The 25,147-nt window shown below is 61.6% G+C and carries 25 protein-coding genes, 2 tRNA genes and 3 pseudogenes; 15 read left to right on the top strand and 15 right to left on the bottom strand.

Annotated elements, in window-relative coordinates; genetic code table 11:
• Positions 1-8: 8 nt before the first annotated feature.
• The 4 genes from ACYUCQ_RS00140 to ACYUCQ_RS00155 are packed head-to-tail and all read right to left on the bottom strand — an operon-like array spanning position 9 to position 2,686.
• Positions 9-221 (bottom strand): DUF1656 domain-containing protein, encoded by a 213-nt coding sequence (locus ACYUCQ_RS00140; protein WP_460252469.1) that lies wholly within the window; start codon positions 219-221, stop codon positions 9-11.
• Between the two features lies 1 nt (position 222).
• Positions 223-1,305 carry an FUSC family protein gene (locus tag ACYUCQ_RS00145; RefSeq protein ID WP_460252470.1) on the bottom strand — a complete coding sequence of 361 codons (1,083 nt, stop codon included), beginning with the start codon at positions 1,303-1,305 and terminating at the stop codon, positions 223-225.
• Positions 1,306-1,316: 11 nt separating this feature from the next.
• Positions 1,317-2,180, bottom strand: coding sequence for a DODA-type extradiol aromatic ring-opening family dioxygenase (locus ACYUCQ_RS00150; protein ID WP_460252471.1), 864 nt, complete (start codon positions 2,178-2,180; stop codon positions 1,317-1,319).
• A complete protein-coding gene (locus ACYUCQ_RS00155) occupies positions 2,177-2,686 on the bottom strand; it encodes a DoxX family protein (protein WP_460252472.1) in 510 nt (169 codons plus the stop codon). Before ACYUCQ_RS00155 ends, ACYUCQ_RS00150 begins: the two co-directional genes overlap by 4 nt.
• Here ACYUCQ_RS00155 and ACYUCQ_RS00160 point away from each other — a divergent pair.
• The 5 genes from ACYUCQ_RS00160 to ACYUCQ_RS00180 all read left to right on the top strand — a co-directional run bounded on the left by ACYUCQ_RS00160 (position 2,685) and on the right by ACYUCQ_RS00180 (position 7,311).
• Positions 2,685-3,587 (top strand): LysR family transcriptional regulator, encoded by a 903-nt coding sequence (locus ACYUCQ_RS00160; protein ID WP_460252473.1) that lies wholly within the window; start codon positions 2,685-2,687, stop codon positions 3,585-3,587. The two genes, ACYUCQ_RS00155 and ACYUCQ_RS00160, sit on opposite strands and share 2 nt — an antisense overlap.
• A 135-nt stretch (positions 3,588-3,722) precedes the next feature.
• The gene (locus ACYUCQ_RS00165) at positions 3,723-3,938 is read left to right on the top strand and encodes a hypothetical protein (RefSeq protein WP_460252474.1); all 216 of its coding nucleotides are present in this window, start codon (positions 3,723-3,725) and stop codon (positions 3,936-3,938) included.
• Complete coding sequence (locus ACYUCQ_RS00170) at positions 3,899-4,846, top strand: alpha/beta hydrolase (RefSeq protein WP_460252475.1); 948 nt, start codon at positions 3,899-3,901, stop codon at positions 4,844-4,846. The genes ACYUCQ_RS00165 and ACYUCQ_RS00170 overlap by 40 nt, the downstream gene beginning before the upstream one ends.
• A 164-nt stretch (positions 4,847-5,010) precedes the next feature.
• Entirely contained in the window at positions 5,011-5,826 is an 816-nt protein-coding gene (locus ACYUCQ_RS00175) for an NAD-dependent epimerase/dehydratase family protein (RefSeq protein ID WP_460252476.1), read from the top strand.
• 270 nt (positions 5,827-6,096) lie between these two features.
• On the top strand, positions 6,097-7,311 hold the full coding sequence (locus ACYUCQ_RS00180; protein ID WP_460252477.1) for an epoxide hydrolase family protein: 1,215 nt from the start codon (positions 6,097-6,099) through the stop codon (positions 7,309-7,311).
• Between the two features lie 275 nt (positions 7,312-7,586).
• Here ACYUCQ_RS00180 and ACYUCQ_RS00185 read toward each other — a convergent pair whose 3' ends face one another.
• Together ACYUCQ_RS00185 and ACYUCQ_RS00190 are read right to left on the bottom strand one after the other, a co-directional pair.
• Positions 7,587-7,814 (bottom strand): helix-turn-helix domain-containing protein, encoded by a 228-nt coding sequence (locus ACYUCQ_RS00185; RefSeq protein WP_460252478.1) that lies wholly within the window; start codon positions 7,812-7,814, stop codon positions 7,587-7,589.
• Positions 7,815-8,357: 543 nt separating this feature from the next.
• Positions 8,358-8,654, bottom strand: a complete 297-nt coding sequence (locus tag ACYUCQ_RS00190; RefSeq protein ID WP_460252835.1) for a GNAT family N-acetyltransferase — start codon at positions 8,652-8,654, stop codon at positions 8,358-8,360.
• On the opposite strand from ACYUCQ_RS00190, the pseudogene ACYUCQ_RS00195 reads away from it, so the two are divergent.
• Positions 8,650-8,754: pseudogene (locus ACYUCQ_RS00195) on the top strand (IS66 family transposase); the annotation flags it as partial. The gene ACYUCQ_RS00190 and the pseudogene ACYUCQ_RS00195 overlap by 5 nt on opposite strands.
• 15 nt (positions 8,755-8,769) lie before the next feature.
• Here the strand turns inward: ACYUCQ_RS00195 and ACYUCQ_RS00200 are convergent.
• From ACYUCQ_RS00200 to ACYUCQ_RS00210, 3 genes and pseudogenes are all read right to left on the bottom strand, one after another.
• Positions 8,770-9,298 (bottom strand): annotated as a pseudogene (locus ACYUCQ_RS00200) (transposase); the annotation flags it as partial.
• Between the two features lie 70 nt (positions 9,299-9,368).
• Positions 9,369-10,466 (bottom strand): helix-turn-helix domain-containing protein, encoded by a 1,098-nt coding sequence (locus tag ACYUCQ_RS00205; protein WP_460252836.1) that lies wholly within the window; start codon positions 10,464-10,466, stop codon positions 9,369-9,371.
• 50 nt (positions 10,467-10,516) lie between these two features.
• Positions 10,517-11,767, bottom strand: a complete 1,251-nt coding sequence (locus tag ACYUCQ_RS00210) for an MFS transporter (protein WP_460252479.1) — start codon at positions 11,765-11,767, stop codon at positions 10,517-10,519.
• A 783-nt stretch (positions 11,768-12,550) separates the two neighbouring features.
• Here ACYUCQ_RS00210 and ACYUCQ_RS00215 point away from each other — a divergent pair.
• Complete coding sequence (locus ACYUCQ_RS00215) at positions 12,551-13,582, top strand: methyltransferase (RefSeq protein ID WP_460252480.1); 1,032 nt, start codon at positions 12,551-12,553, stop codon at positions 13,580-13,582.
• Positions 13,583-13,729: 147 nt separating this feature from the next.
• Positions 13,730-13,856, top strand: a pseudogene (locus ACYUCQ_RS00220) (IS630 family transposase); the annotation flags it as partial.
• 361 nt (positions 13,857-14,217) lie between these two features.
• On the opposite strand, the gene ACYUCQ_RS00225 reads toward ACYUCQ_RS00220, so the two are convergent.
• Together ACYUCQ_RS00225 and ACYUCQ_RS00230 are read right to left on the bottom strand one after the other, a co-directional pair.
• Positions 14,218-15,507 (bottom strand): tyrosine-type recombinase/integrase, encoded by a 1,290-nt coding sequence (locus tag ACYUCQ_RS00225; RefSeq protein WP_460252481.1) that lies wholly within the window; start codon positions 15,505-15,507, stop codon positions 14,218-14,220.
• Positions 15,508-15,715: 208 nt separating this feature from the next.
• A tRNA-Gly gene (locus ACYUCQ_RS00230) sits at positions 15,716-15,789 on the bottom strand.
• 164 nt (positions 15,790-15,953) lie between these two features.
• On the opposite strand from ACYUCQ_RS00230, the gene ACYUCQ_RS00235 reads away from it, so the two are divergent.
• The 4 genes from ACYUCQ_RS00235 to ACYUCQ_RS00250 all read left to right on the top strand — a co-directional run bounded on the left by ACYUCQ_RS00235 (position 15,954) and on the right by ACYUCQ_RS00250 (position 19,351).
• Positions 15,954-16,027: transfer RNA gene (locus ACYUCQ_RS00235), tRNA-Pro, on the top strand.
• A gap of 57 nt (positions 16,028-16,084) precedes the next feature.
• A complete protein-coding gene (locus ACYUCQ_RS00240) occupies positions 16,085-16,396 on the top strand; it encodes an ETC complex I subunit (protein ID WP_460252482.1) in 312 nt (103 codons plus the stop codon).
• A gap of 48 nt (positions 16,397-16,444) precedes the next feature.
• Positions 16,445-18,634 (top strand): Orn/Lys/Arg family decarboxylase, encoded by a 2,190-nt coding sequence (locus tag ACYUCQ_RS00245; protein WP_460252483.1) that lies wholly within the window; start codon positions 16,445-16,447, stop codon positions 18,632-18,634.
• A 3-nt stretch (positions 18,635-18,637) separates the two neighbouring features.
• Positions 18,638-19,351 carry a YoaK family protein gene (locus ACYUCQ_RS00250; protein WP_460252484.1) on the top strand — a complete coding sequence of 238 codons (714 nt, stop codon included), beginning with the start codon at positions 18,638-18,640 and terminating at the stop codon, positions 19,349-19,351.
• Positions 19,352-19,360: 9 nt separating this feature from the next.
• Here ACYUCQ_RS00250 and cueR read toward each other — a convergent pair whose 3' ends face one another.
• Together cueR and ACYUCQ_RS00260 are read right to left on the bottom strand one after the other, a co-directional pair.
• Positions 19,361-19,786, bottom strand: coding sequence for a Cu(I)-responsive transcriptional regulator (cueR, locus tag ACYUCQ_RS00255; protein ID WP_460252485.1), 426 nt, complete (start codon positions 19,784-19,786; stop codon positions 19,361-19,363).
• Positions 19,783-20,343, bottom strand: a complete 561-nt coding sequence (locus ACYUCQ_RS00260) for a cytochrome b (protein WP_460252486.1) — start codon at positions 20,341-20,343, stop codon at positions 19,783-19,785. The genes cueR and ACYUCQ_RS00260 overlap by 4 nt, the downstream gene beginning before the upstream one ends.
• A 206-nt stretch (positions 20,344-20,549) precedes the next feature.
• Here ACYUCQ_RS00260 and ACYUCQ_RS00265 point away from each other — a divergent pair, with 206 nt between their 5' ends.
• Complete coding sequence (locus tag ACYUCQ_RS00265; RefSeq protein ID WP_460252487.1) at positions 20,550-21,995, top strand: glycosyltransferase family 2 protein; 1,446 nt, start codon at positions 20,550-20,552, stop codon at positions 21,993-21,995.
• 52 nt (positions 21,996-22,047) lie between these two features.
• On the top strand, positions 22,048-22,239 hold the full coding sequence (locus ACYUCQ_RS00270) for a heavy-metal-associated domain-containing protein (RefSeq protein WP_460252488.1): 192 nt from the start codon (positions 22,048-22,050) through the stop codon (positions 22,237-22,239).
• A gap of 6 nt (positions 22,240-22,245) precedes the next feature.
• Here the strand turns inward: ACYUCQ_RS00270 and bioD are convergent, their stop codons facing one another.
• Both bioD and ACYUCQ_RS00280 read right to left on the bottom strand, forming a co-directional pair.
• Positions 22,246-22,905 (bottom strand): dethiobiotin synthase, encoded by a 660-nt coding sequence (gene bioD / locus ACYUCQ_RS00275; RefSeq protein ID WP_460252489.1) that lies wholly within the window; start codon positions 22,903-22,905, stop codon positions 22,246-22,248.
• Positions 22,902-24,032 carry an aminotransferase class I/II-fold pyridoxal phosphate-dependent enzyme gene (locus tag ACYUCQ_RS00280; protein ID WP_460252490.1) on the bottom strand — a complete coding sequence of 377 codons (1,131 nt, stop codon included), beginning with the start codon at positions 24,030-24,032 and terminating at the stop codon, positions 22,902-22,904. The genes bioD and ACYUCQ_RS00280 overlap by 4 nt, the downstream gene beginning before the upstream one ends.
• 85 nt (positions 24,033-24,117) lie before the next feature.
• Between ACYUCQ_RS00280 and bioB the strand changes: the two genes are divergently transcribed.
• Complete coding sequence (gene bioB / locus ACYUCQ_RS00285) at positions 24,118-25,146, top strand: biotin synthase BioB (protein WP_460252491.1); 1,029 nt, start codon at positions 24,118-24,120, stop codon at positions 25,144-25,146.
• The last annotated feature ends 1 nt before the right edge of the window (position 25,147 follow it).

Below are 25,147 nucleotides of genomic sequence, written 5' to 3' on the forward strand. Positions count from 1 at the left end.
TCGGGAGATCATAGCGGCCGCATCCCCAGAATGAGACCGGCAGCAGTACAGACATAGATCGAAAGCATGAACAGCGGCCAGTTCCACACCAACCGGTCGATCCGCAAACGGGTCAGACCCCGGCGGATGATGTCGGTCAGCACCACCGCGAGCAGCAGCATCGGCACCGCAGGTTCGATATCGATCCCAAACATCGACATTTCGGCGAGCATCGGCATCATATCATGCGCCATCCCGGTGTAGCTGGGCGCGGATCGGCACCAGGCTGAGAAAGGCGCTGATCGAGACGAGTACGCCGAAAATCATTGCCATCGCCTCGTTGAGCGCGGCACCGAGATCGAATGACAGCGTATTGGCCGGATCGGCCGCGAGAATGAAGGCGAGGTTATAGCCGGTCGCCGGTCCCTGGGTCCGGGAATCGGCAAGCCCGATCCCACCGAGCATCAGGAACGGCAGAAGCACAAGAGCCTCCTTGACGAACCCCGCGCTGCGCGTGAACAGCGCGAACCGGACCAACAGGCCCAGCAGCGTCCCCAGCAGAAACCCGCGCAACAGGCCGAGCGTCGCGGCGACCTTTGATGGATGCGTCGCGAACAGCAGCGTTGCGGCACCGGACATCAGCACGAAGAACGGCCCGTCCTGCCATTGCGACACATACCAGAACGCGCTGGCTAGCATCACGGCGAGGCCTGCCCGCACGGCGTTGCGCCTAGCCTGGCCTGGCACTGGCGAGGCGGCATGAACGAGCGTCGTCGCCCGGTGCCCCTGGAAAAAAATCGCGGTACCGCCGGCGCAGACAATGCCAAGCGCGACCTCGGCAGCACGGCTCACCGCGACGATGAAGACACCGGTCGGATCCGCCACACTGCCATACGAAACAATCCCCGTGGTCAGCCAGGTCAGCGCCAGCGCGTAGGTCTGGTACTGGCGGACCCGGGTGCCGACGAAAGCACACACACCCGCCCACAGCGCCATCGCGAGGTCGAATGCCAGCGGCCTCTGCGCGAACAGCGCGACGATGACGATGCCAGCGGCCGCCCCCACGATTGTGCCGATCATCCGATAGGCCGACTTGACGAAAGCATGGTCGAGCGAGGGGATGCTGACGGTAAGCACCGTCCATGCCGCCCATCGCGGCGTGTCGAGATGCAGCGCCATCGCGAGATAGAGCGCGAGCAGCGCCGCCGCCGACGTGCGTAGCGCGAAAGCCGCATCCGCCGGCAGGTCGCGCAGCAGGGCGGACGCCGTGTCGCGCAAGCTCGTGCCGACGCGTAAATAACGAAGGGAGTTCATGACCGAAGACATATATTCGCCCCCTAACCGCGAGTTGGTTCCGCCGCCAAATAACACTTATGCGAAATCGATGCAGAATGCGCGCGCCCACGCGCCATCTGTGTCGTGTTTATTGATCCAAAGCTGTAGGCATCCATTCGTAAAATCGAATGTTCGGTTGAGTTATGCAGTCTTTGCGGTGGTCCGTCGCTTGCGCCAAGAGCCGTGAAGAGCGGAAGCAAATGCTCCTCGGTCGGGTGCTCGTCACGCGCATAAGGGGCGAGTTTACGGTAATTTAGCAAAGCGGTTGTATCGTTATGAACGATGGCGGTGTTCATCCAGTCGCTGAACGCGGTGACGTCAGCGCTTTCTGGGGCGTTTACCGGCTGCCCACGGAAGCGCCTGAGATCGTGCGTGAAGCTGCCGGAGCCGACAATCAGAACCCCCTCGTCGCGCAACGGCGCCAAGGCGCGCCCAATCTGATAAGCATGGTCCGGGCCGCGACTTGTCTGGACGGAAAGCTGAAGCGTGGGGATGTTTGCCTCCGGCCACGCCAGCAGCAACGGCACCCAGGCGCCGTGGTCAAGGCCGCGCGTTGTTTCAAGGCTTGTGGCAAATCCGGACTGCCCGAGCATAGTGGCGATATGTTCTGCCAGAGCTTCATCACCAGGTGCTGGGTAGTGAAGATCGTAAAGCGCGCGCGGAAACCCAAAGAAGTCGTGGATCGTCTGGTTCCTGGCAACTTTATTCACCATCGGCACCGCAGTTTCCCAATGCGCGGACACCACGAGAATGGCGTGTGGCCGTGGCAGGAGAGTGGGCAAGCCGGCGAGGAACCTCCTCGCCGGTGTGTCCGTGATGGCCAGCATGGGGGAGCCATGGCTGACAAACAGGCTGGGGAGCGTCATGTGATTTTCCGATTTAGGGTTGGCAGCAAAGTGTAAGGACCGTCGCCGATCAGTGCGAACGCAACGAGCGCAATCGTCCAAAATGCCGGATATTCCCAGCCGCCGCCCTTTGCCGTGAAGAGGAAGCCGTTATGAATATGCACCATCAGTATAGCGCCAATCAGGTCCGGAGCGATCAGCAATGCGGCCAAGCGGGGCCAGATTCCAACGATCAAGGCAATTCCGGCGGCGAACTCCCAGATCATGACGAAAATGCCAAACCAGCCCGGCAGGCCAAGGCTGGCGAAGAAATGTTCTGTGCCCGCGGGGGTGAAGACGAAATATTTGATCCCGGCATGGGCCAGGAACAATATGCCCAGCGAGAGACGGAGCAGCAGAACGCCGTAGCCAGCGGTTTTCGTGTCGATGTTTGATGTCATCAGCGGATCTCCTTTACGGTCGAGATAGCCAAGCAAATAGGCTTGGTTAATTCTCAATAATCGGTCTATAATCATGCGTTTTCGCATGGAGGCTGGGGTGGATTGGAATGATTTGCACAGCTTTTTGGCCATTGCGCGTGAAGGTACCCTTTCGGCGGCAGCCCGGCGGTTGGGGGTGCGGCAATCCACCATGGGACGGCGGCTGGCGGCGCTTGAGGCCAGGGCCGGCGTGCGGCTGCTGGAACGCACGCCGCGCGGGTTTCGGGTAACACCGGCGGGTGAGGCCGCGCGCGCCGAAGTAGAGCGGATGGAAGATGCGGCGCAGGCGGTTGAGCGTGCCGTAGGCGGGAGGGATATACGCCTCGAAGGCAATGTGCGGCTCACTACGGTGAGCGATTTTGCGGTGGGCATTTTAATGCAAGCACTGACAGAATTGGCAGGACGGTATCCCGGTATTCTGGTTGAACTGATTGCCGATGATCGCACGCTTTCCCTGGCGGCGCGGGAGGCGGATCTGGCCATTCGTTTGGCGCGCCCGAAGGGCCAACTGCTCCTCGGGCGTCGGATTGGGGAGGTCTCTTTCGGGCTCTACGCCAGCGCGGCTTATCTTGCCGCGCGGGCGACGAAGCCCTTGCCAGGTGGCGATGGGGCAGGACACCGGCTGATTCTCTCCCGCGACGAAACCGGCACTTATCCTGAAATAGATGCGCTGGCTGCCATGGCACCCAGAGCCGAGGTGGCGTTGCGTACTGATAGCCGCGGCAGCCAATTGGCAGCCGCACAGGCTGGGTTAGGCATTGTGGTGCTGGGGCATCATGTCGCGGCGGATACGGATCTCGTGCGGCTCGACGCACCGCCGTTACCGGCCCGGGAAATCTGGCTGGTGCAGCATGAGGACACGCGGCACGTCCCGCGTATCCGTGCCGTGGCGGACGCGTTGGCCAACCGTATGCGTGCCGCGGCGCCGCTGTTTATGGGTCGGGGATGAGAAGCGAGCTTATGCCGTGAGGCGATGTCCTCGGCAGCTGAAACAGGTCGGTGCGTTATGGCACAATACGAGGGTTATATGTCATTTACGCCACTGCCTGTTCCCGATATTCTCATTTGTAGAAGGAGATCCGCTGTGACTGATATCGTTATCCCAATCTATAATGGGCTGACACCGCTCGACTTCGCGGGCTCCTATCAGCTCCACCGCGCAGTGCAGGAGATGGACATCAAGCTGGCTGCGATCGACCGGAACGACGTCGTCGCGGGCGGGCTGACATTCCGTAAGCTCCTAAATTTGTTAGAGGTACAATGCCTGACTTTACGCATGGAAAATCTGCTCGCCCGTTGATCATCCGCCATGACGCCCAGCCACGCGAAGGCGAACAGGTGCTTCGTATCGCCCAGCGCAACGCCGTTCTGGCGCAGTTGCATGGTGAGGATCGTGGAGCCTTCTACGCCGCAATGGCGGCGCAGGCACCGTTCGCCGAAGCGGTTTCGGCGGAGCCGGTGGATCTCGGCATAGCCCGAGGATGGTGGCTGAAACCCACCTCGCCTGATCCGGACTCCGCGATCCTGTTCGTTCATGGCGGCGGATACCATCTTGGAGACGCCCGATCTTACTTGGGCTTTGCCAGTCAGCTTGCGGCGCTGACCGGCCGGACTGTCTTCAGCGCCGATTACCCCCTTGCGCCGGAAGCGCGGTTCCCCGCGGCCTTCGACGCTGTCTGCAAGTCGCGGGAGTGGTTTCTATCGAGGGGATTCAAGCAATATGCAGCGGTCGGCGACTCCGCTGGAGGCGGACTTGTACTCGCGATGGCCGATCAGACCGCGCCCGATGCACGTCTGGCCTCGATCGTGGCGTTTTCGCCCTGGACCGACCTGTCAAATAGTGGCGCATCCTTTACGGATCCAGCAACCTACGACCCGGTCTTCAAGCCCGCCCTGCTGCAGGGATTGGCCCATTCCTATCTGGACGGCGCCAGCCCGCACGACCCGAAAGCGTCACCTCTGTTCGGGGCTCTGCGAGCCATGCCGCCGATCAATGTGCAGGTGGGCGAGGACGAACTGTTACGTGACGATTCGATCCGTTTTGCGGAGCGGGCGGCCGCGCACGGAACGATCGTCCGTCTCGATCTGTTTGAGGGAATGTATCATGTTTTTCAACGAGATGTCGGGTCCCTCAAGACAGCCGGAACGGCGCTTGAGATCGCCGCTTCGTTCATCGACGAACACTGGGCGGGCCGTAACGCCATATAGCCATCCGGCCCGATACCCTGCGGCTCAATCATCACACGACGTTGATCTGGCCTGGAAAAATCAGGACCACGCTGGACCGGATCGCAACGGACAGCGCCCGGGCATCCCGACAGTCAGATCACGGCGGCAAGACGACGTATGGTTCTGAATAAAGGAGAGCAACTATGACCATTCTTGTGACCGGTGGGACCGGCCTTGTCGGCAGCCGCCTGCTGCCTCGCCTCTTGGAAGCCGGCCTGAACTGTCGGGCGCTGGTGCGCTCGGGTAAAACGGTTCCGTCAGGTGTCACTTCAGTCGAAGGCGATATTCTCGACCCGACCTCCCTGGTCGAGGCTGTCAGAGGCGCTACGGCGATCCTCCATCTTGCTGCCATTCTGCGCACATCGAATGTAAGTGAAATCTGGCGCGCCAACGTGGATGGCACACGCAATCTCATCGCAGCCGCCAAGACACATGCGGCCAATGCTCGCTTCATCATGGCGAGCACCGGTCTGGTCTATCGCGAAAACAGCTCCAGGCCCTCACGGGAAAGCGATTCCGTCGCGCCCGAACGCGACTACCCGGCGAGTAAAATCGCAGCTGAACAACTGCTGCAAGAGAGCGGCTTAAATTGGTCGATATTACGTCTTGGCTTCGTTTATGGCGATGCGGACGGCCATCTCGGGCAGATCCCGCATATCGCGCAACTTATGAGGCTCCATCCGGCCAACCGGCTAAGCATGATTCATCACCGAGACATTACGACGTTCATCAAAATGGGTCTCGACGGCGTCCTGGACGGGCGCATCGTGAACGCGGTGGACGATGCCCCGATGACGATCTTCGATCTGAGTGCGCTCGCTGGCCAGCCCATGGAGCCTGCGGCCACGCCGCTCACCCATCCCTGGTACGGCGTGTTGGACGGTTCGCTCGCGCTGAGCCTGGGCTTTCGGCCCGCAATGGCGACTGCCTGGCAGGCGGCGCGGGAAAATGCGCTGTGATGCGACGAATTGGGGAGGTTCCTGCGGGGGGCGTCGGCGGGAGACCTGTCTCGCCGAAAGTCCCGGATGAGGACCGCACGCAAGCCTGCCGCAGCTCGAATGATGAGCAGACAGACATTGGCGCCATTTGATGCGCCGGGGATCGCCTTGGGTGCTTCGCCTCGGGCGAGAGCAGCGGCACCGGCGAAGAACATTTTGGCAGCAGCTTCAACGATCCTGCCGGCGCCGCGGCCATGAACGCGCGGGGTTGGTGGCAAAAGGAGATATAACATGCCTGCTGGGCTGACACCTTGTGACGAAGCAAACACGACAATTCGTCCCTTCCAGATATCGATCCCTGACGCCTTGCTGGGAGACCTGCGCAACAGGCTCGCCGCAACGCGCTTACCGGACACGCACGACGCTGAAGGCTGGCAGGACGGAATGAGTCTCTCATTCGCGCGTCGCCTTGCCGATCACTGGCTGCAGAGCTTCGACTGGCGCGTCCAGGAAACGCGGCTCAACCGCCTGCAGCATAGGATAGCGACGATAGACGGCCAGGACATCCATTTTGTCTTTCAGCCGGGCCGTGGGCCATCGCCGCTCCCATTGGTGCTGACGCACGGCTGGCCCGGCTCATTCATTGAGTTTGAAAATCTGATCCCCCTACTGACGGACCCCTCCGCGCATGGCGGTGCCCCAGAGGATGCCTTCGACGTGGTGGTCCCGTCGCTGCCCGGCTACGGTTTCTCTCCGGCTCCGGTGCGGCCAGGCATGAGCTCGCGCGAGATCGCCAAGCTGTGGCGGGCGTTGATGGGTCGGCTCGGCTACGACCGCTTTGGGGCGCAGGGCGGCGACATTGGGGCGGGGGTATCGGTCTGGTTGGCGCGACTCTTTCCCGAGAACCTTACCGGTATTCACCTCAACTACATACCAGGAAGCTTTCGCCCTCCGCTTGGTGCTGGCGCACCTCCCATCGCGCCGGAGGAGCAGCATTTTCTTGATGCGGCGGCAGAATTTGCTGTGCAGGAAGGCGCGTACGCAGCTCTACAGAGCACCAAGCCGCAAACCTTGGCATTCGCATTGACCGACTCGCCACTCGGACTTGCCGCCTGGATCGCTGAGAAGATGCGCGCATGGAGCGATTGCGGCGGAGATGTCGAATCCGCCATTTCGCTCGATAGTCTGCTGACGAATATTTCGCTCTACTGGTTCAGCGACAACATCGCCGCCTCGTTACGGTTATACAAAGAGAACCGGCTGGACCCGCTCGCCTTCGGGCCTGGCGAGCGGGTGATTCCGCCGCTCGGCATGGCAGTGTTCCCGCGAGAACTTCCGACACCGCCGCGCTCCTGGGCCGAACGCGTGTTCGACGTCCGACGCTGGAGGTCGATGCCCGCCGGTGGCCATTTCGCTGCTCTTGAGCAGCCTCGCGCACTCGCCTTTGAAATTCGTGCCTTCTTCCGGCCACTCCGCGCGCCGGACGCGGGGCGTACAAAAGCATGAATATGAGTTCCCGCAACGCGAAACGACTTTATTTCGAGGTTGCGGCCCAATCCAGATGCTCCCGGGGCGAACTCACGCACCCGTCTTGACCGGCAAGGGGTAGGGCCTCGCCATGCTCGTCGGCGCGAGCGCCGACTTGCGCGTGGCTGCGTTTCCCGTGGGTCGGGCGAGGGGCCCGCCCCGCGCCCTTGCCTGCCATCGCCGGGCTGCGGTCGCACGAGGGGTCGATTCGAGAAATCCAAAGGAAAGAAAAAAGGATTTTGATCGGATCACATTTATGGCTTATCGTGATTGGCATGTGGGCTGGACTTCGGTTGATAGCGCGGCAAGCCGTCGATAAGCGCGGCGATTGAGCTGCCGGGAATCATCGCACGCCGGCCTAGTTTCACGCATTCAAGTTCTCCGCGCCCAATTAGTTTCCATATCATTGTGTTGCCTATGGATAACAGTGCGCGGGCCTCCGCTAGTCTATAAAGTTTGGCTTTGTTGATCTCGGTGTTCATGTCATCACTCCGGGCGGGTTTGGGGTGACTGCTAATTACACACATATTGCCGATAAAAACAAAACGGGCCCGAGCCTGTCCCGATAATTTTTTAGTGCCATTTATTTGTGTCGGCCAAAAACTTTGGTTGCCGGGTTGGCCCTCAAGCGGTGAATTTCCCGAGGTTGCGGGAGGTGCGGATCATTGTCCATTCGGCTTTTACCGTTTCGGTTTCGTGGAGGGGAATTGTCGGAAGCCTCTGGCCTGCGTGATGTGTCCAAATATGGGTTCGACCGTGTATTTTCGGTAGCGGGTGCCGCGAATGATAAGCAATTCTATGATATTCCAACAGTTATTTTTTGCATAATAAAAAAACCCCAATCATACCCCCAAGCGCTTTGCCTAAGGGTGGCTGGAAGGGTCAAATCACAACTTTGCGGCACGCCGCATTCACGACTGAGATTCAGGATTATCGCCCCGCCTGATCCGTTCGTAAAACTCCCGCGCCTGATCGAGCGGCAAGCTTGAAAAAGCCGACGTTTTATACCGCAACCTGGCGCGTCGTCACAAAGGCATCTCCAGATTGAACAAGACCAAGTCGCCGCGAAGCGGTTGGCCTACGCTCGGGTCGTGATAGGGGAATGGTTCAGTCTCGCCGGTCCGCACGAAGCCTCGCCGCTCATACCAGGCGATCAGCTCTTCCCGTAGGTTGATGACGGTGATGCGGAGCGACCGCACGTTCGCAGCGCGTGCCTGACGCGCGATCTCGTCCAGGAGCAGACGGCCCGTCCCGCAACCCTGTCGTGTGGCATTGACAGCGATCGACGCGACATACCACGCGCCATCATCCTCGGGTGCGATGCGCTATGCACTGCGCCATTGGGGAGGTCTGACCATGTCCCTTGATGATGGTCGCATCGAACTCGACACCAACATGGTCGAGCGAGAAATCCACCGGATTACAGCAACCCAGGGGAAAAAGAACTCTGGCATCGATCGTCCGACCGATCATCGCCGAAGCCGGCGCGGACTCGGTCGCGAAGGTGATCGTGTTAGGCACATGGGCCGCCTGCATGCGCGCTGGATCGGATGTTTAGGCTTGCGGCATTACAGCGCCCGGTCGATGAATGCATGGCCCTTGTGCGAAACATAGGCTGCAAACAGGCCAATCTGGCAGTTGGTGATCTCACTCACAGAGCCGGTATATGGCCGACCAATGCCACATGACGTGCAGCACTGTTTGCGGAAACCAGTCTCGTCAACCACCAGAACCAAGTCGTCCACGGCCAGACGCTCGACAACGTAATCCCGCAAGACATCAGGCAAGGCATCGACGTCCAACCGTTCCGCCCAAGCAGCGCATTACGAAATTCCCTGGCCGGTGCCGCAACACGCGCCTGCGTGAACAAAGAACGGATGCGACCCTACTTATCTCGGTGCGAAGACGCACAGAGTTCCAGTGTATTGTCAACCGACGCGCCACCATTCATCAGCTTCTGAATCATGGTTGCCGATTGATTCGGAACTCGCCATAAAATGCAAGTGTTGTGGTAGCTCCAGTCTCCATCTGTTCAATCAAATTTTGCGTCTCTGCCCATCCGACGGCATTTTGCCGAATAGCGCCCGATAATGCCGGGCAAACCGGCCCTGGTTCGAGAAATGGTATTTCAGGGCAATCCCGATTAAGGATGCACCATCGTGACCGTTCTCGATTTCGTGATGCGCGGCTTCCAGCCGGAACCGCCGGAGGGCCTCCATCGGCGTACACCCACGGAACTGCCGAAACGCCATCTGCAACGATCGCACACCGCAACCCGCTTCCGCCGCCAAACGTTCAATGCTGATCGCCTCGGCCGCATGCGCGCGCATGAACGCCTCGGCACGACGCACGTTGGTTGGAGTCGCTCTTTTCGCATCGACGTCCAGCAAGTTCGAATGGGTGTGGCGGTGGGCGAACAACAGGGCACGGATCAGCAGATCCTCCATCGTTGCCGCGATCGGTCCGACATTCATCAAAGACCCCGGCGCCCCAAGCTCCAGTTCGATGAATTGCACCAACCGCGCTACAGCGGCGCCGGGTCCATCGGTCATCGAAAATGCCGGTGCGAAGGCGAAATCCGCCCTAACCGGACGTTCGATCAGACCCTCCAGCACGCGCACGACCCGCTCGTGCGGCAAGTCGAAGGTGATGCCCACATGGTCGTCGCTGATTTTTACCTTGAGACCCGGCCGTTCCCGGAATACGACGCCGGTCCCGACCGCCCATTCACCATCCGACGCGCGGCCGTTGCCCGCCACCGACATGGCGCCACGTTTACGGAACCCGAAAGTGTGACTGTGGGGAAGATGGTCCTGCACCACCATTTCCATCCCCCGCTTGACCGTGTTCGCGTAGATTTGCGTGCTGGCCATCGCAGCGCCCGCGACCACGACGCCGAACGCCTCAGGCTCGGCCCGATAACCGCGCCGGTCGATCGGTTGGAAGCTGCGGCTTGCCGATACGCTGGTCCGTTGCTCGCTCGGCAGCACCTGCGCCAGGGTTTCGTTGATATCATAGGGGCTGGGGATGATCACCGTGCGCTGCGGATGAAATAGCGGCGAGTGGTGCCGTAGACCCTCCATGGAGGCTTCGGCATACGGATCCGCCGGATCGGCGGTGGCCCTTCTTGTCATACGCAAATCTCCGACAAATTAAACCTACAATGTTGTCTTGCTGGGTCAATCTATTCGATCTGTTCGGGCCTCGGTGTGACTGCAATAACAGCCGATTGAGGGCCAGAAATTCGCGCAGCAATGACCAGCGCCAGGGTTAAGTAGCCAAGGCTTGCCAGGATCAAGGTCGAACGCACGCTCAGCACGGTGCCCAAAAAGCCACCGGCCATGGCACCGAGAGGCATCACGGCACCCATCAGGGTTGACAGGGTGCCGAACACCCGGCCCATCAGCGCGGGTGGCAGGAGAGTCTGGATCGCGCTCAGAACCGACACTCTGATGAGGGAGCCGACGATTGAGGTGACCAGCAGGCAGGCGGCGAACCCGATCGCCACCATCATCGGCGCGCCGTGAAGCATGCTCATCGCCGCCCGCGCCGTCGCGGCCACGGCTAGGGCAACCCCCAACAATGGCAACGGCTTAACGCGGGCCATCACGGCGCCTGCCGCCAGCGAACCGATCAGAGCGCCGACACCACCCGCGGCAAAGGCGAGCGCAAACCATTCAGGTGGCACGCCGAGTTGGCGGACAATGAAAATTGCCTCCAAGGCAATACACATCGCGCCTAGGCAGCGGGCCAGAACCAGCAATCCGATCAACATGCGCAGCATCGGGTCGGTGCCGATCGTCCTCAGTCCCTCGGTTATCCGCGCGCTCATCGTCTGGTCGCGCGAGGGGGCGGTGCGCACCGTCGGCAGTTCCGGCAGCATCAACATGATACCGGCTGCGAACGCGAAGGAAATCGCGTCCACCGCGATCGCCCCCGGTGCGCTCAGGAGCGCCACCAGCGTCGCCGCGACTGCGGGTCCGGCGATCGTGGCGACGGCCATGGCTGCCGATAACCGCCCATTGGCCTGGCCCAGGGCGTCCGATGGGACAAGTTCCGGCAGCGCGCTCATCTGGCCGATTTCCTCCGCTGCGACCAAACCCGAGGCGATGAAATTCACCGCGATCAGTAGTGCGAGCGACAGGAAATGTACTTCAAACGCAAGGGGCACCAGGGAGAGAATGAGTGCGGCTGCAAAATTAGTCATCACCAGAATCCGGCGCTTGGCCGATCGATCGATCGCCGCACCGGCGGCAATGCCGCAAACCGCAAAAGCCGCCAGTCCGGCAGCACTCAGCACACCAATCTCCGCCGTCGATGCGCCCAAGAGCACCACAGCAGTCAGCGGAAGAGCGATCGTCGTTAGTTGAGTGCCAATTGCAGAAATAGTTTCGCCCAGCAACAATATCCCTAGGCCACGATTAAAGCGTAGCATTAGAACACCGCAATTATCTAAAGTTAAATCTCAACAAAAAGAGAATGGGCGGAAACGTAACGTTCCCGCCCATCATATTGATTTCAGAACCTAAAACCATGAAACATGGAAATGCCCTTTCGATGGTTGTTGTCGATCAGAATTTAATCCACCGACGCCCGATCTGATCATACAATAGCGACGGATGACCGCGAGACCAAAGGAGAGCAATACAATAAAACTTTTTTGGATTCTCAAGATCATAGGATCATTATTTAATGATCTCGCACCCGAGTGTCTGGCCGGAAAACGCAGCGATGGACAATAAGCGTATATTTCCCAGCCGCAGGCGGCCGGCATGATTGTCGGGAATGAGGGTGACCCCAAGGTTCTGCGCGCCAGACTGGCAAGGCGCATTGTTCTGACCATCCCAAACTCGATGCCAAGAAAGCAATGTCGAGCATAAGCACTGCGATAGCACCACGTGGCCTCAGCGTGAGCTCAGAGCAGCTTATTTGGTGCAAGTATGGCTCGCTGCCATTGCATGCCGGACTTTGTGAGCTGTCATTCCGGGGGGTTGAACAGCCCTGTAGGGACAAGAGTGAGGCGGTGACGCACGCAATCCCGCCCACCGACCCTCACGCAATCTTTAACAGACTGCGGCTTCCGGAACGGCAGAATAATGATATTCAGCCACATCGACCCGCCACGCCGCCGGGCAGCTTAAGCCAAGCGCTAACTCACTTCGATACTCCGCCTTTCACGTCCCCCATCACGCAATTTTGCCAACAGCTTGGAGGCCTGATGCAAGAGACACGACCGGATCCATCAAAGATCATGCAGATCGGCATGGGGTTTTTCGCCTCGAAAACCCTGTTGAGCGCGGTTGAACTCGGCGTGTTCGAGGTCCTCGGCGCAGGTCCGCTGAGTCGCGACGATTTGCGCAACCGCCTCGCCCTACACCGACGTGGCACTGCCGACTTCCTCGACGCGCTGGTGGCGCTCGGTCTGCTGAACCGCGAGGGCGATGGAGCCGACGCACTCTATGCCAACACCGCCGATACCGCCGCTTTCCTCAACCCGGCGAGTCCACTCTACCTTGGCGGCATTCTCCGAATGGCCAACAGCCGCCTCTATCATCATTGGGGCCACCTGACCGATGCGCTCCGCACCGGCCTGCCTCAGAGCGAAGACAAGCAAAACGGTGGCAGGGATTTTTTTGGCGCAATCTATGCCGACCCGCAACGCCTCGCCGAGTTTCTCGATGCGATGGCAGGGCGGCAGCTCGGCAATTTCATCGCCCTAGCCGACACATTCGATTTCGGTCGCTTCACGACGATCTGCGATGTCGGCGGCGCTGGCGGTGCCCTCTCGATCGCCATCGCACGGCGCCACCAATCCGTCCGATGCATCTCCTATGATCTCCCCGCGGTGACCGCTATCGCCGGCATGAAAATTGAGGCGGCCGGTCTTAGTGAGCGGATTTTCGCACAGAGCGGCAATTTCCTCACCGACGATCTGCCGTCGGCCGACGTCATCACCATGGGCAACATTCTGCACGACTGGGACCTTGCGACCAAGGAGCACCTGATCCGCAAGGCCTATACCGCGCTGCCCGAGGGCGGCGCGTTCATCGTGATCGAGAACATCATCGACGATGCGCGACGCGCGAACGCATCCGGCTTGCTGATGTCGCTGAATATGCTGGTCCAAACACCGGGCGGCTACAATTATTCATTCGCCCAGTTCGATGAATGGTGCCGCGCGGCCGGCTTCCACCGCACCGAGCAACGCCGCCTCGCCGGTGAAGGCAGCGCAGCGATCGCCTGGAAATAGCAGCAACTGCAAATCCGATGTGATGGATTGGTGAGAGGATGAGTTGCCGGGCAGCGGTGGCCCGCTTTGGAGTAGCGCCGGCGACGGCAATCCGCTCTCGGTGGCCGGGCTTCACCACTTCGTCATCCGCCGCGGCATGACGCGTAAAAAAAGACTGGCCGCGCTACCGAGCAGGACCGCCCCGATATCCTGAAGCAGTGCCAGGACTGGTTCGATGGCCAGTTCGATCTGGACCCGGATCGCCTCGTCTTTATCGACGAGACCTGGACCGCCAACTGTCTCAAAGCATTCGACGACGGACAATATCTCCTCGGCCTGTCGGCGACCGTCGCTCGCAAGAACGGGCACCATCCCATCATCTTTATGCAGTGCGGTCCCGTGAGGCACCGTGTTGACGCTCGCGCGCAAGCCGCCGAAAGGGGCGTTGCTCACCGCAAGCATAGGGCGACAAACTTTCACCCTTGCAGGCTTTCACGACGTCCCCCTCTGTCGATACTTCACGCTCACGTAATCTCGTCACCGATCCCACCCGTCTATCTTGATCGGATCACTTCACCTTACCCTTGTTGCCACATCCATCCTTCTCTTGGCCAATTCGCCCGCAATATCCTGCCCATGCATCTCGACCGCTTTCGTCAACGACTCCACCCCCGCCCTTCGACACCTAGTTGAGCAGAGGTTTCAGTCGGCATCTCGCAACCGTCGGGCGAAATTTTTGTTGCGCCGACTACCCCTATCCGTAGCTGGTCGAGGTAGTCCGACCACCATTGCGCCATTTCTACGCGCTCATGCCAGTGTGCGCCCCGGTGATATGCCGCCCGGACTTTGTCGGCATCTCCGTGCGCCAGCGCGCGCTCGATCGCGTCCGGATGCCATTTGCCGCTTTCGTTCAACAAGGTGGAAGCCATGGCGCGAAAGCCGTGCCCCGTCATTTCATCGCCGGCATAGCCCAGCCGCCTTAGCCCGGCATTGATGGTATTCTCGCTCATCGGGCGAGTGCGCGTGCGGACCGAGGGGAACAAATAGCCGGTTGGTCCAGTGATTGCTTGAACTTCATGCAATAGGGAAATAGTTTGTCGCGAAAGCGGGACGTGGTGGTCCCTGCGCATTTTCATTCTCACCGCTGGGATGATCCAAAGCGCGCCGTCAAAATCAAACTCGCTCCATTTGGCTTCGCGTAGTTCGCAGGGACGCACAAAGACGTGAGGTGCAATCCGCAATGCGAGTTTCGTGATGCCGCTGCCGTCATAGTCATCGATAGCGCGCAGCAATTGGCCTACCTGCCTTGCATTGGTGATCGCGGCGTAATGAGTGACAGTTGGCGCTGTGAGGGCGCCCCGCAAATCACGGGTCGGGTCGGATGCTAGCCGCGCCGTCGCCACCGCATAACGAAAAATTGCACCAGCAAGTTGCAGGCTGCGCCGTGCGCTCTCCAGCTTACCCTTGCCTTCGATTCGGCGAACAGCCGTCAGCACGTCCGCCGGTTCAATCTCGCCGATGGGCAGTCTGCCGATGGACCCGCAAACAAGCGAAAGCAGATATTCGCTGCGGATCGCCGTTGCGGGTGCCCAGCCCTTGGTGCCATCGCGCCTGCGCTTCTCGCAATACTCCTTACAGATTGCCGCGAAGGTGTCCGCTGCCTGTATGCGAGCGCGCATCTTGTCGCGCTGTTTCTCGCGTGACGGGTCTTTGCCAAGCGCGATCAGTTCCCGCGCCTCTTCGCGACGCCTGCGGGCTTCGCCCAGTCCAATCTCGGGATATGCCCCCATTGCCAACAGCTTCTCGCGCCCATCAATGCGATATTTGAGCCGCCAGAGTTTGCCCCCGGCTGGCGTAACAAGCAGGAACATGCCGCCACCGTCTGCCAGCTTGACTGCTTTCTCACCGGGCTTGGCATGCCGGATTGCAACGTCTGTCAGGGCCATAACGAGATAAGCCTTTCCAAGGTCTAACTAAACATACCCCCTCGCGTGGGGGTATCGACAAGCCTGTTTTCCGTAAACCCCCTTTCATACCCCCATCAGTTGGTGGTTGAATGCGAATGGGAGAAAACAATAGCGACTTGATCGCCTCAAATTATCTTGGATTTTTGGGATTTGTCCAGACACCTGCGAACATTGGCGGACAGCAAATTGGAGCGGGTAGCGGGAATCGAACCCGCGCATTCAGCTTGGGAAGCTGACAGGCTACCATTACATCATACCCGCGTGGCACCTTGGCGATCCGCTATGGTTTATTGCGTTGGCGCGCGGCGTGCAATGGGGGTGCCCCGATTGCCCTGCCCCGATTGCCCTGCCCCGATTGCCCTGCCCCGATTGCCCTGCCCGGTTGCGTTCGCCGCCCAAGGCGAATAGGAGAGAAAAAGTTGGAGCGGGGCGTGGCGCAGCCTGGTAGCGCGCTTGTTTTGGGTACAAGAGGCCCCCGGTTCGAGTCCGGGCGCCCCGATTCTGCGGTTGAGTTGGTCGTTTGTTGAGTTGATCGTTACCGATAGGCGGAGCAAAGATGAACCGCGCCCGAATTTTTCTACCCCCGCGCACGGCCATGCAGTCCGGCAAGGCCAAAACCCATCGCTGGGTGCTCGAATTCGAGCCGAGCATGGCCAAAACCACCGATCCGCTGATGGGCTGGACCGGCAGTGCCGACATGCTGGCCACCGAAGTGCGCCTGATGTTCGATAGTCGCGATGAGGCCATCGCCTACGCCCAGCGCCACGGCATCAGCTTTGATCTGGAAATCCCCGCCGAGCAGCGCCTGCGCCCCCGCGCCTATGCGGATAATTTCCGCGTCACCAGGCGGGGCAATTGGACGCATTGACCCCGCGCGGTCGCGCCGGATTCCAATTATGACAGAAAACAATAGGCGATGAGAGAAAAAATCGACTATCCGATTGCGGTGATCGATGATGGGTTTGGCGCGGATAACGCCGCCGGGCGCGTGGTCACCGCCCTGGTCGCCGCCCTCACCGAGCGCGGCCATCGGGTGCTGAGCGGCATCGCGCAGGAGGATGCGCGCGCCGGGCGGATTTTCTACACCGGCCTGTCCTGCGTGCTGATCTCGATCGATGGCGGCGCCGATCAGGCCGCATGGCTCGAAACCCTGACCGACATTGTCAGTCTCGCCTCGGCCCGCGCGCCGGACATGCCGATTTTTCTCTATGGCGAGCGGCGCATGCCGGCGGACCCGCCAATCGCGCTGATGCAGCAGATCGATGGTTATCTCTACGTCCATGATGATAGTCCGGAATTCATGGCGGGCTACGTATCGAGCGCCATCCATCGATATTTGGAGGCCATGCTGCCGCCATTTTTCCGCGCTTTGGTGCGCTACACCGATGCCGCGAAATATTCCTGGCACACGCCCGGCCATGGCGGCGGCGTCGCGTTCATGCGCTCGCCGGTCGGCCAGGCGTTTCATCGGTTTTTCGGCGAGACGGCGCTGCGGGCGGATTTGTCGGTTTCAGTGCCGGAACTCGGCTCCTTGCTCGATCATGCCGGGCCGGTGCGCGAGGCGGAGCGTGAGGCCGCGCAAATTTTCGGCGCGGATTCCACGTTTTTCGTCACCAACGGCACCTCCAGCGCGAATAAAATCGTCTGGAGCGGCTTGGTCGGCCCCGATGATACCGTGCTGGTCGATCGCAATTGCCATAAATCGATCATCCATGCGCTGATCCTCACCGGCGCAAGACCGATTTATCTGATGCCCAGCCGCAATCGCTACGGCATTATCGGCCCGATCCCGCGCCATCAATTCGATGCCGGGGCGTTACAAGCGCGGGCCGGCGGGCGTCTGCGCCTCGCCACCATCACCAACTCCACCTATGACGGGCTGTGCGTCAATGCGGATGCGGTGAAACAAGCCCTCGCGCCGGTCTGCGACGCGATCCATTTCGATGAAGCCTGGCTCGCCCAAGCGCGGTTTCACCCGTTCTATGATGGGTTCTACGCGATGAGCGATGGCGGCGGCCCGGTCGATCCGCTGGTCTTCTCCACCCAATCGACCCACAAAGTGCTCGCCGCCTTCTCGCAGGCCTCGATGGTGCATTTGAAGGAAGGCCAGACCCAAAAACTCGATCCGGACCGCTTCAACGAAGCCTTCATGATGCATTCCAGCACCTCGCCCTGGTATGGCATCATCGCCTCCTGCGATGTCGCCGCTCGGATGATGCGCGGCGCGGCGGGCCGCACCTTGGTCGATGAAACATTGAACGAAGCCGCGTCCTTCCGCGCCGCAATCAGCGGCATCGGGCGGTGCTTCGCCGAAGCGGGCGATTGGTGGTTCCGCCTGTGGGAACCCGATCAAGCTGGGCTGGACCAAGCGGGCTGGACCCTCGCGCCGGGCAGCGATTGGCACGGGTTTGATGATATTTCGCCCGGATTTTCGCTGCTCGATCCGATGAAGGTTACCATTTTATGCCCCGGCCTTGATGATCTGAGCGATGCCGGCGGCATTCCCGCGCCGATTGTGGCGCGCTTTCTGTGGTCACGCGGCATTGTGGTTGAAAAAATCGGCACCTACCATTTCCTGATCCTGTTCACCCTGGGTGTCACCCGCGGCAAATGGAGCAATCTGGTCACCGAATTGCTGGCCTTCCGCGCCCATTACGCCGCCAATTCCAAGCTCGCGGATGTGTTGCCCGATTTATTGCGCGATCACCCCGGCCATTATCAACGCATGGGCCTGCGCGATCTGTGCGCCGCCCAGCACCACGCCTATCGCGCCGGCCGGGCGCTCGATGTGCAAAACGCGATGTTCGCCCAACTACCCGAAGCGGCCATGACCCCGCAACAGGCCCATGCCGCCTTGGTCGGCGGTCATGTCGAGCAGGTCGGCCTCGATGATCTGCACGGGCGGGTGCTCGCGCGCATGGTGGTGCCCTATCCGCCCGGCATCGCGTTGATCGTGCCCGGCGAGCGCGTGTCCGATCCCCGGATCATCGATTATTTGCGCTTCGCCGCCGAATGGGACCGCCAATTCCCCGGCTTCGAGACCGATATTCACGGCGTGCGCAAGGATCAAGCCGGGCATTATTTGCTTGATTGTGTAACGATTTAGAACGTGGTGGATCGGGCCGGCGCACGCCATCTGACCGAAGCGGACCGGATCGTCGGCGCTCTCGCTTTTGCGGCGGGCAGTGCCGATGCGTTCGCCTTTCACCGGTTCCATGATGTGTTCACCTCAGCGATGACCGGCAACACCGCCTTGCTCGGGATCGCGCTCGGCCAGGGCCATCTGATCGCCGCGTCGCGCTCGCTTGCCGCCCTTGGCGGCTTCAGCGCGGGGGCCACGCTCGGCACGTTCCTCGCTGATTTGGGCGCCAAAGCCAGCGGCGCCGCAAGGCTGCGTCGGCTGCTGGTGCTGGAATTTTTTCTCCTGCTGCTGGTGGCGCTTGGCTGGGCGATAGCCCCGCACCCGCTGTTTCATGCGCCGCTCTATGGCCTGATCCTGATCGGCGCGATGGCCATGGGCCTGCAAAGCGTCGCCGCACGCACCATCGATTTACCCGGCATCCCCACCGTGGTGTTCACCACCACCCTCACCATGATCATGATGGGCATCACCCGCGCCATCACCCAGCGCGTCGCCCGCAGCGATGGCCCCACCCGCGCCATCCCGCCGATCACCGCCCGGCAAATCGGCGCGATGGGGCTGTATGTCGGCGGCGCGGCGGCCACCGCATTGGTCGGCCTGCTGCTCCCCTTGCTCGCCGCCTGGACGGCGCTGCTCGCGGTGGTCATCGCCCTACGCGCTGCGCGCCATTTTACCGGCTGACGCGTTGCGTCAGCGCGAGTCTGTCTTGCCCTGAACCGCCCCGGCCAGATCGTCCAGAATCGGGCAATCGGGCCGGTCATCGCCATGGCAGGCCCCGGCCAGATGGCGCAGCGTGGCGCTCATCGCCCGCAACGCGTCGGCCTTGGCATCGAGGGCCGCGATATGCGCCAGCGCAATCGCCTTGACATCGGCGGAGGGGCGGCTGCGGTCGCGCCACAGCGCTAACAAGCTGCGAATATCCTGCACCGAAAACCCAAGCTCGCGCGCCCGGCGGATGAAGCTGAGTTCATGGATCATCCGGGGTGTGTAATAGCGATAATTATTATCGGCGCGGATCGGCGGCTCGATCAGCCCAATCGCCTCGTAATTGCGAATCATCTTGGCGCTGGCACCGCTTTGCGCGGCAGCCTCATGGATCGTTACCCCCGCGCTCATCGCCACATCCGTTGCAGTTCAGGAACTTTGTCAATGAATTGATGCTTCAGCGCCCCGGCAATATGCAGCGTGAGCAGCGCATAGAGCGCGTAGCCGCAATAGGTATGGATCGCGGCGAACAATAAATGCCAATGATGCTTGGTCGCCGGGGCCAAATGCATCACAAACCCCAGGCGAAACCACGGGATCACCCCAAACAGCACCAGCGGATGGCTCGCCGCCGCCGACCAGGCAGAATCATGGATCCAGCCGGTGATCGGCAGCGCCAAAATCAACCCATACAGCGCCAAATGCGCGCCATGCGCCACACGCCGCTCCCAAGGCCGATAGGAGGCCGGAAATGGCGGGGGCCGATGGGTCAGCCGCCAAATCAGCCGCGCGAGCACCAGCCCCAACACGGTAATCCCAATCGATTTATGCAAATCGATCATCGGCCGCACCCAGGCATCCGGCGCATAATTCGCCCCCAACCCAAGCCCGATATTCACCAAAATCATCGCCGCAATCGCCCAATGCAGCAAAACAGCAATCCGGGTATATCGATCAACAGCGTTCATCCCGCGCTCCATGCCTGTTCGCTCCTGACATCATTCGCCCACCGCCATATTCGCCCACCGCCATATTCGCTCACCGCCATATTCGCTCTTTATCATGGTGCGGGCGATCGGCGCGCCGATCAAGTGGGCTTGTATTCGCCCCAGGCGCCACACATACCGCCCTGACCCGCCATCGCCACAAACGACGCCCTTATCGGAGACGCTGCGTGAGCAATCTAGACACCGCCCGGCGCGCCGCCTCGCCGCGCCTGACGCCGCCGCCCACGCCCGCCCGCAGCGTGCTGATCCATGGCGCGGTGTTCGCCCTCTGGATCGGCCTGTTCGCCAACGCCTTCATCGCCACCGGCCTCGCTGGCTGGTCCGTCGGCATTATCTATATCACCTATGACACGTTGCTGCTCGCCTTCACCTTTTGGCAAACTTTTTCGCTCCGCACCCCGCTCCCCAAGACCAGCGAACCGCCCTCTGGCGCAAAACCAAGCGTGACAATCATCGTCGCCGCCTATAACGAAGCCGCCGTTCTGGCCGCCACCATCGCGGGCCTGACCCGCCAGAGCGATCCGCCGGAGGCCATCATCATCGCCGATGACGGCTCGATCGATGCCACCGCCGCCATTTTGCAAAGCCAATTTTCGCTCCAAGCGCCCGCCCTCGGCACGATCAGCGCGCCAAGCCCGATCGAGCCGCGCCTGCGCTGGCTGCGCCTGCCCCATGGCGGCAAGGCGCAAGCCCTCAACGCGGCCCTCGCCGTCATCGAGACAACGCTGTTCCTCACCGTCGATGCCGATACAATGCTCGATCCTGACGCCCTCGCCGCCATGCGCGCCGCCTTTGCGCGTGACCCCAACCTGATCGCCGCCACCGGCGTGCTAGCCCCCCACTGCGGCGCCGGGCTGAGTGCCGGGATTTTCGAGTATTTCCAAACCTATGAATATGTCCGCAATTTTCTGGGCCGCTTCGCTTGGATGCAACTCAACAGCCTGCTGCTGATCTCCGGTGCCTTCGCCGGCTTTCGCCATGACGCGGTGATGCGCGTCGGCGGGTTCGATCCGGACTGCCTGGTCGAGGATTACGAGCTGATCCACCGGCTGCGCCGCTATGGCTATCAGCATGATCTGCCCTGGCGCAGCGCCGTGCTGGGCGCCGCCCGCGCGCGCACGTCGGCGCCTTCCACCCCGCTCGCCTTTTTGCGCCAGCGCCGCCGCTGGTTCGGTGGATTTTTGCAAACCCAATTCTGGTATCGCGACATGGTGGGGGCCGGGCGCTATGGCTGGCTCGGCACCGCCATGCTGCCGGTCAAAGCCATCGACACGTTCCAGCCGATTTATGGCCTCTGCGCCTTTGCCCTCCTGCTCTGGTATGCCGCCACCGGCAAAATCGCGCTGCTGCTGCCCGTCGGCGGGTTCATTCTCGGCAAAATCCTGATCGATTTGGCGTTTCACGCCTGGTCCGTCCGGCTCTATCAACGCTGGGTCGGCGGCCACACCAAAGTGCGCCTCGGCCACGCCTTGCTCGCCGCCGTGCTCGAACCCTTCAGCTTCCAACTATTTCGCCATCTCGGCGCGAGCTGGGGCTGGATTTACGCGCTCACCGGCCAGCGCGCCTGGGGCACCAAAAGCCGCACCCAGCCCCATCCCACACCCGATACTTGACCCTCCCCTAGGGCAAGCCCCCATATCAAGGGCGAAAATTCAGGAGCCGATCATGACCGAATTCACCATCCCCGACATGGAATGCAATGGCTGCGTCAGCGCCATCACCGGCGCCGTCCACGCGCTCGATCCGAACGCCAAAATCACCGCCGATCTGCAAACCCACCACGTCACCATCGACTCACCAATCACCGCCGACGCCCTGCGTGACGCCATCACCGGGCGCGGCTTCACCGTATCGTAACCCGCCTCACGCGCCGCCCAGCCAATCAAGCCACCCCGGCGCATCCACCGCGACAATCGGGCAGGACGCGCCCCGCTGATGCTGGCGCAGCGCCGCGATGGTCTCCGCCACCGGCACCGGCCCTGCGCCCTGCTCGTTCACCACCAAAGCCGCCACCGCAATATCAGCGCTGGCCAGCGCCTCCAGCGTGCATAATGTATGGCTGATCGTGCCGAGATAATTGCCGACCACCACCACCGCCGGCACGCCCAGCGCCTTAATCCAGTCACGCACGGTATGATCCGGATCGAGCGGCACCATCGCCCCGCCCACCCCTTCGATGAATAAATCACCCGGCGCCGCCGCCATCGCCGCCTGACAAAAACCAATCAAAGCGGGCAGATCAATGCTGCGCCCCTCGCGCGCCGCCGCCATATCCGGCGAAATCGGCGCGGCATACCGCCACGGGCAAATCGCCGCCACCGCCTCCGCCGTCAGCGCCCGCCCCATCGCCCCCAGCAACACGCCAGCATCGCTCGTCGCCGCTTCCGCCGCTTGATACCCGCTCGCCAGCGGCTTGATCGCGTGCGCCACCCGCCCGCGCGCCCGGCTTTGCCGCAAAATCGCCGCCGTCACATAGGTCTTGCCCATGTCGGTCCCGGTCGAGGTCACAAAATACGCGCTCATGGTGCCAAAATCTCCCGCCTAACCCAATCAGCCAATCGCAAAATATCCGCCATCTCATGCTGGGCGGTGAAGGTGAAGCGCAGCCGCGCCGTCCCCTCCGGCACGGTCGGCGGGCGGATCGCCGCCACCAAAAACCCCGCCTGCTCCAGCGCCGCCTGCGCCGCCAGCGCCTGATCCGCCGTGCCCAAAATCAACGGCACAATCGCGCTCTCAGGGTCGGGCAGCCCCAACGCCTCGGTAAAGGCGCGCGCATGCTGCAACGGGCGCGCACAATAGGCCGCATCGGTCGCAATCCGCTCCACCCCTGCCAGCGCCGCGCCAATCACCCCCGGCGGCAACCCGGTCGTATACACAAAACTGCGCGCCCGATTGCGCAACAGCGCACACACCAGCGCGGAGGCACATAAATACCCGCCATACGCCCCCACCGATTTCGACAAAGTGCCCATTTGCAGAGCAACCTTCACGTCTGATTGCGCCACCACCCCCAACCCATGCGCATCATCCGCCAGCAGCCACGCATCATACCGCGCCGCCAGCGCCGCCAGCGCCGCCATCGGCGCACAATCGCCATCCATCGAAAACACCGTATCCGTGGCAATCATCGCATGCCGCGCCGCCTCGCGCCCCCGCTCCAGCAAATCCGCCAGCGCCGCGACATCATTATGCGCAAACCGCACCACCAGCGCGCCCGACAGGCTGGCCCCGGCATGAATGCAGGCATGCGCCAATTCATCCACAAAAATCACATCCCCCGGACCGATCAATGCCGGAATAATCCCGCTATTGGCCAAATAGCCCGAGCCAAACACCAGGCAATCCTCGGTGCCCTTCAGCGCCGCTAACCGCTCCTCCAGCGCCCGATAGAGCGGATGATCGCCCGTCACCAGCCGCGATGATCCCGCCCCCGCGCCATAGCGGCGCGTCGCCGCCACCGCCGCCTCAATCACCGCCGGATCGGTCGATAAATTCAAATAATCATTGCAGCTAAACGAAATCAGCGCCGCCCCGCCACGCACCACCCGCGCCCCCGCGCTGCGCTCGGTCGGCACCAGCCGCCGCCGCAAGGCTGCGCGCTCCAGCCCGGCCAGCTTGCGCGCCGCAAATTCATCGAGTGACCCACTCATCCGATCCATCCCCATTCCGCCCCTACCGATGCCCTTCACTTCGCCGTTGCGCAAGACTATTCTGCGCCCAACCAGGAGGCCGCCCATGTCCGTCACCGCCGATTCCATCACGCTCGATTCCCCCGCCCATCACGCCGCAGCCCACCCCGATTTGCGCCCCGATTTGCGCCCCGATTTGCGCCATAATTGGACGCGCGATGAAATCGCCACCCTCCTCGCACGGCCCTTCGCCGAGTTGATTTTCCGCGCCGCCAGCCTGCACCGCACCTATTTCGACCCCAACGCCGTGCAAATCTCCACCCTGCTCTCGATCAAAACCGGCGGCTGCCCCGAAGATTGCGGCTATTGCCCGCAAAGTGCCCATTTCGATGCCGGCGTGCCCGCCAGCAAGCTCATGGACCTCGAACCCGTGCTGCAAGCCGCCCAAGCCGCGCGCGATGCCGGGGCCAGCCGCTTTTGCATGGGCGCCGCCTGGCGCTCGCCCAAGGATCATGACCTCGATCGCGTCGCCGCCATGGTCGCCGGCGTCAAAGCTCTCGGCATGGAAACCTGCGTCACCCTCGGCATGCTCCGCCCCGATCAAGCCACCCGCCTGAAATCCGCAGGCCTTGATTACTACAACCATAATCTCGACACGTCGCCCGAATTCTACGGTGACATCATCACCACCCGCACCTACCAAGACCGCCTCGATACCCTCGCCGCCGTGCGCGATGCCGGCATTGCCGTCTGCTGCGGCGGCATCATCGGCATGGGCGAAGACCTCGATGATCGCGCCGGCCTGCTCGCCAGCCTCGCCAGCCTCAACCCGCACCCGGAATCCGTGCCGATCAACGCCCTCGTCCGCGTCACCGGCACCAAGCTCGATCACGCCGCCCCGCTCGACCCGCTGGATTTCGTCCGCATGATCGCCGCCGCCCGCATCACCATGCCGGCCTCCATGGTCCGCCTGTCCGCCGGACGCGAAGCCCTCAGCGATGAAGCCCAAGCCCTCTGCTTCCTCGCCGGCGCCAACTCGATCTTTTACGGCGATACCCTGCTCACCACCGCCAACCCCGCCATCGCCCGTGATAACGCCCTGTTTGATAAACTCGGCATCGCCAAACAAGCCTAAT

The sequence above is a fragment of the Acidiphilium sp. MT5 genome (genome assembly GCF_054767495.1).

Bases quoted from the DNA above. Each gene is read 5' to 3' on its own strand.
- ACYUCQ_RS00140 (WP_460252469.1), bottom strand. From the start codon at position 221: ATGATGCCGATGCTCGCCGAAATGTCGATGTTTGGGATCGATATCGAA.
- ACYUCQ_RS00260 (WP_460252486.1), bottom strand. From the start codon at position 20,343: ATGAACGCTGTTGATCGATATACCCGGATTGCTGTTTTGCTGCATTGG.
- ACYUCQ_RS00145 (WP_460252470.1), bottom strand. From the start codon at position 1,305: ATGTCTTCGGTCATGAACTCCCTTCGTTATTTACGCGTCGGCACGAGC.
- ACYUCQ_RS00150 (WP_460252471.1), bottom strand. From the start codon at position 2,180: ATGACGCTCCCCAGCCTGTTTGTCAGCCATGGCTCCCCCATGCTGGCC.
- ACYUCQ_RS00280 (WP_460252490.1), bottom strand. From the start codon at position 24,032: ATGAGTGGGTCACTCGATGAATTTGCGGCGCGCAAGCTGGCCGGGCTG.
- ACYUCQ_RS00240 (WP_460252482.1), top strand. From the start codon at position 16,085: ATGAACCGCGCCCGAATTTTTCTACCCCCGCGCACGGCCATGCAGTCC.
- ACYUCQ_RS00155 (WP_460252472.1), bottom strand. From the start codon at position 2,686: ATGCGAAAACGCATGATTATAGACCGATTATTGAGAATTAACCAAGCC.
- cueR (WP_460252485.1), bottom strand. From the start codon at position 19,786: ATGAGCGCGGGGGTAACGATCCATGAGGCTGCCGCGCAAAGCGGTGCC.
- ACYUCQ_RS00170 (WP_460252475.1), top strand. From the start codon at position 3,899: ATGCCTGACTTTACGCATGGAAAATCTGCTCGCCCGTTGATCATCCGC.
- bioB (WP_460252491.1), top strand. From the start codon at position 24,118: ATGTCCGTCACCGCCGATTCCATCACGCTCGATTCCCCCGCCCATCAC.
- ACYUCQ_RS00175 (WP_460252476.1), top strand. From the start codon at position 5,011: ATGACCATTCTTGTGACCGGTGGGACCGGCCTTGTCGGCAGCCGCCTG.
- ACYUCQ_RS00270 (WP_460252488.1), top strand. From the start codon at position 22,048: ATGACCGAATTCACCATCCCCGACATGGAATGCAATGGCTGCGTCAGC.
- ACYUCQ_RS00205 (WP_460252836.1), bottom strand. From the start codon at position 10,466: ATGACAAGAAGGGCCACCGCCGATCCGGCGGATCCGTATGCCGAAGCC.
- ACYUCQ_RS00180 (WP_460252477.1), top strand. From the start codon at position 6,097: ATGCCTGCTGGGCTGACACCTTGTGACGAAGCAAACACGACAATTCGT.
- ACYUCQ_RS00210 (WP_460252479.1), bottom strand. From the start codon at position 11,767: ATGCTACGCTTTAATCGTGGCCTAGGGATATTGTTGCTGGGCGAAACT.
- ACYUCQ_RS00185 (WP_460252478.1), bottom strand. From the start codon at position 7,814: ATGAACACCGAGATCAACAAAGCCAAACTTTATAGACTAGCGGAGGCC.
- bioD (WP_460252489.1), bottom strand. From the start codon at position 22,905: ATGAGCGCGTATTTTGTGACCTCGACCGGGACCGACATGGGCAAGACC.
- ACYUCQ_RS00225 (WP_460252481.1), bottom strand. From the start codon at position 15,507: ATGGCCCTGACAGACGTTGCAATCCGGCATGCCAAGCCCGGTGAGAAA.
- ACYUCQ_RS00215 (WP_460252480.1), top strand. From the start codon at position 12,551: ATGCAAGAGACACGACCGGATCCATCAAAGATCATGCAGATCGGCATG.
- ACYUCQ_RS00245 (WP_460252483.1), top strand. From the start codon at position 16,445: ATGAGAGAAAAAATCGACTATCCGATTGCGGTGATCGATGATGGGTTT.
- ACYUCQ_RS00160 (WP_460252473.1), top strand. From the start codon at position 2,685: ATGGAGGCTGGGGTGGATTGGAATGATTTGCACAGCTTTTTGGCCATT.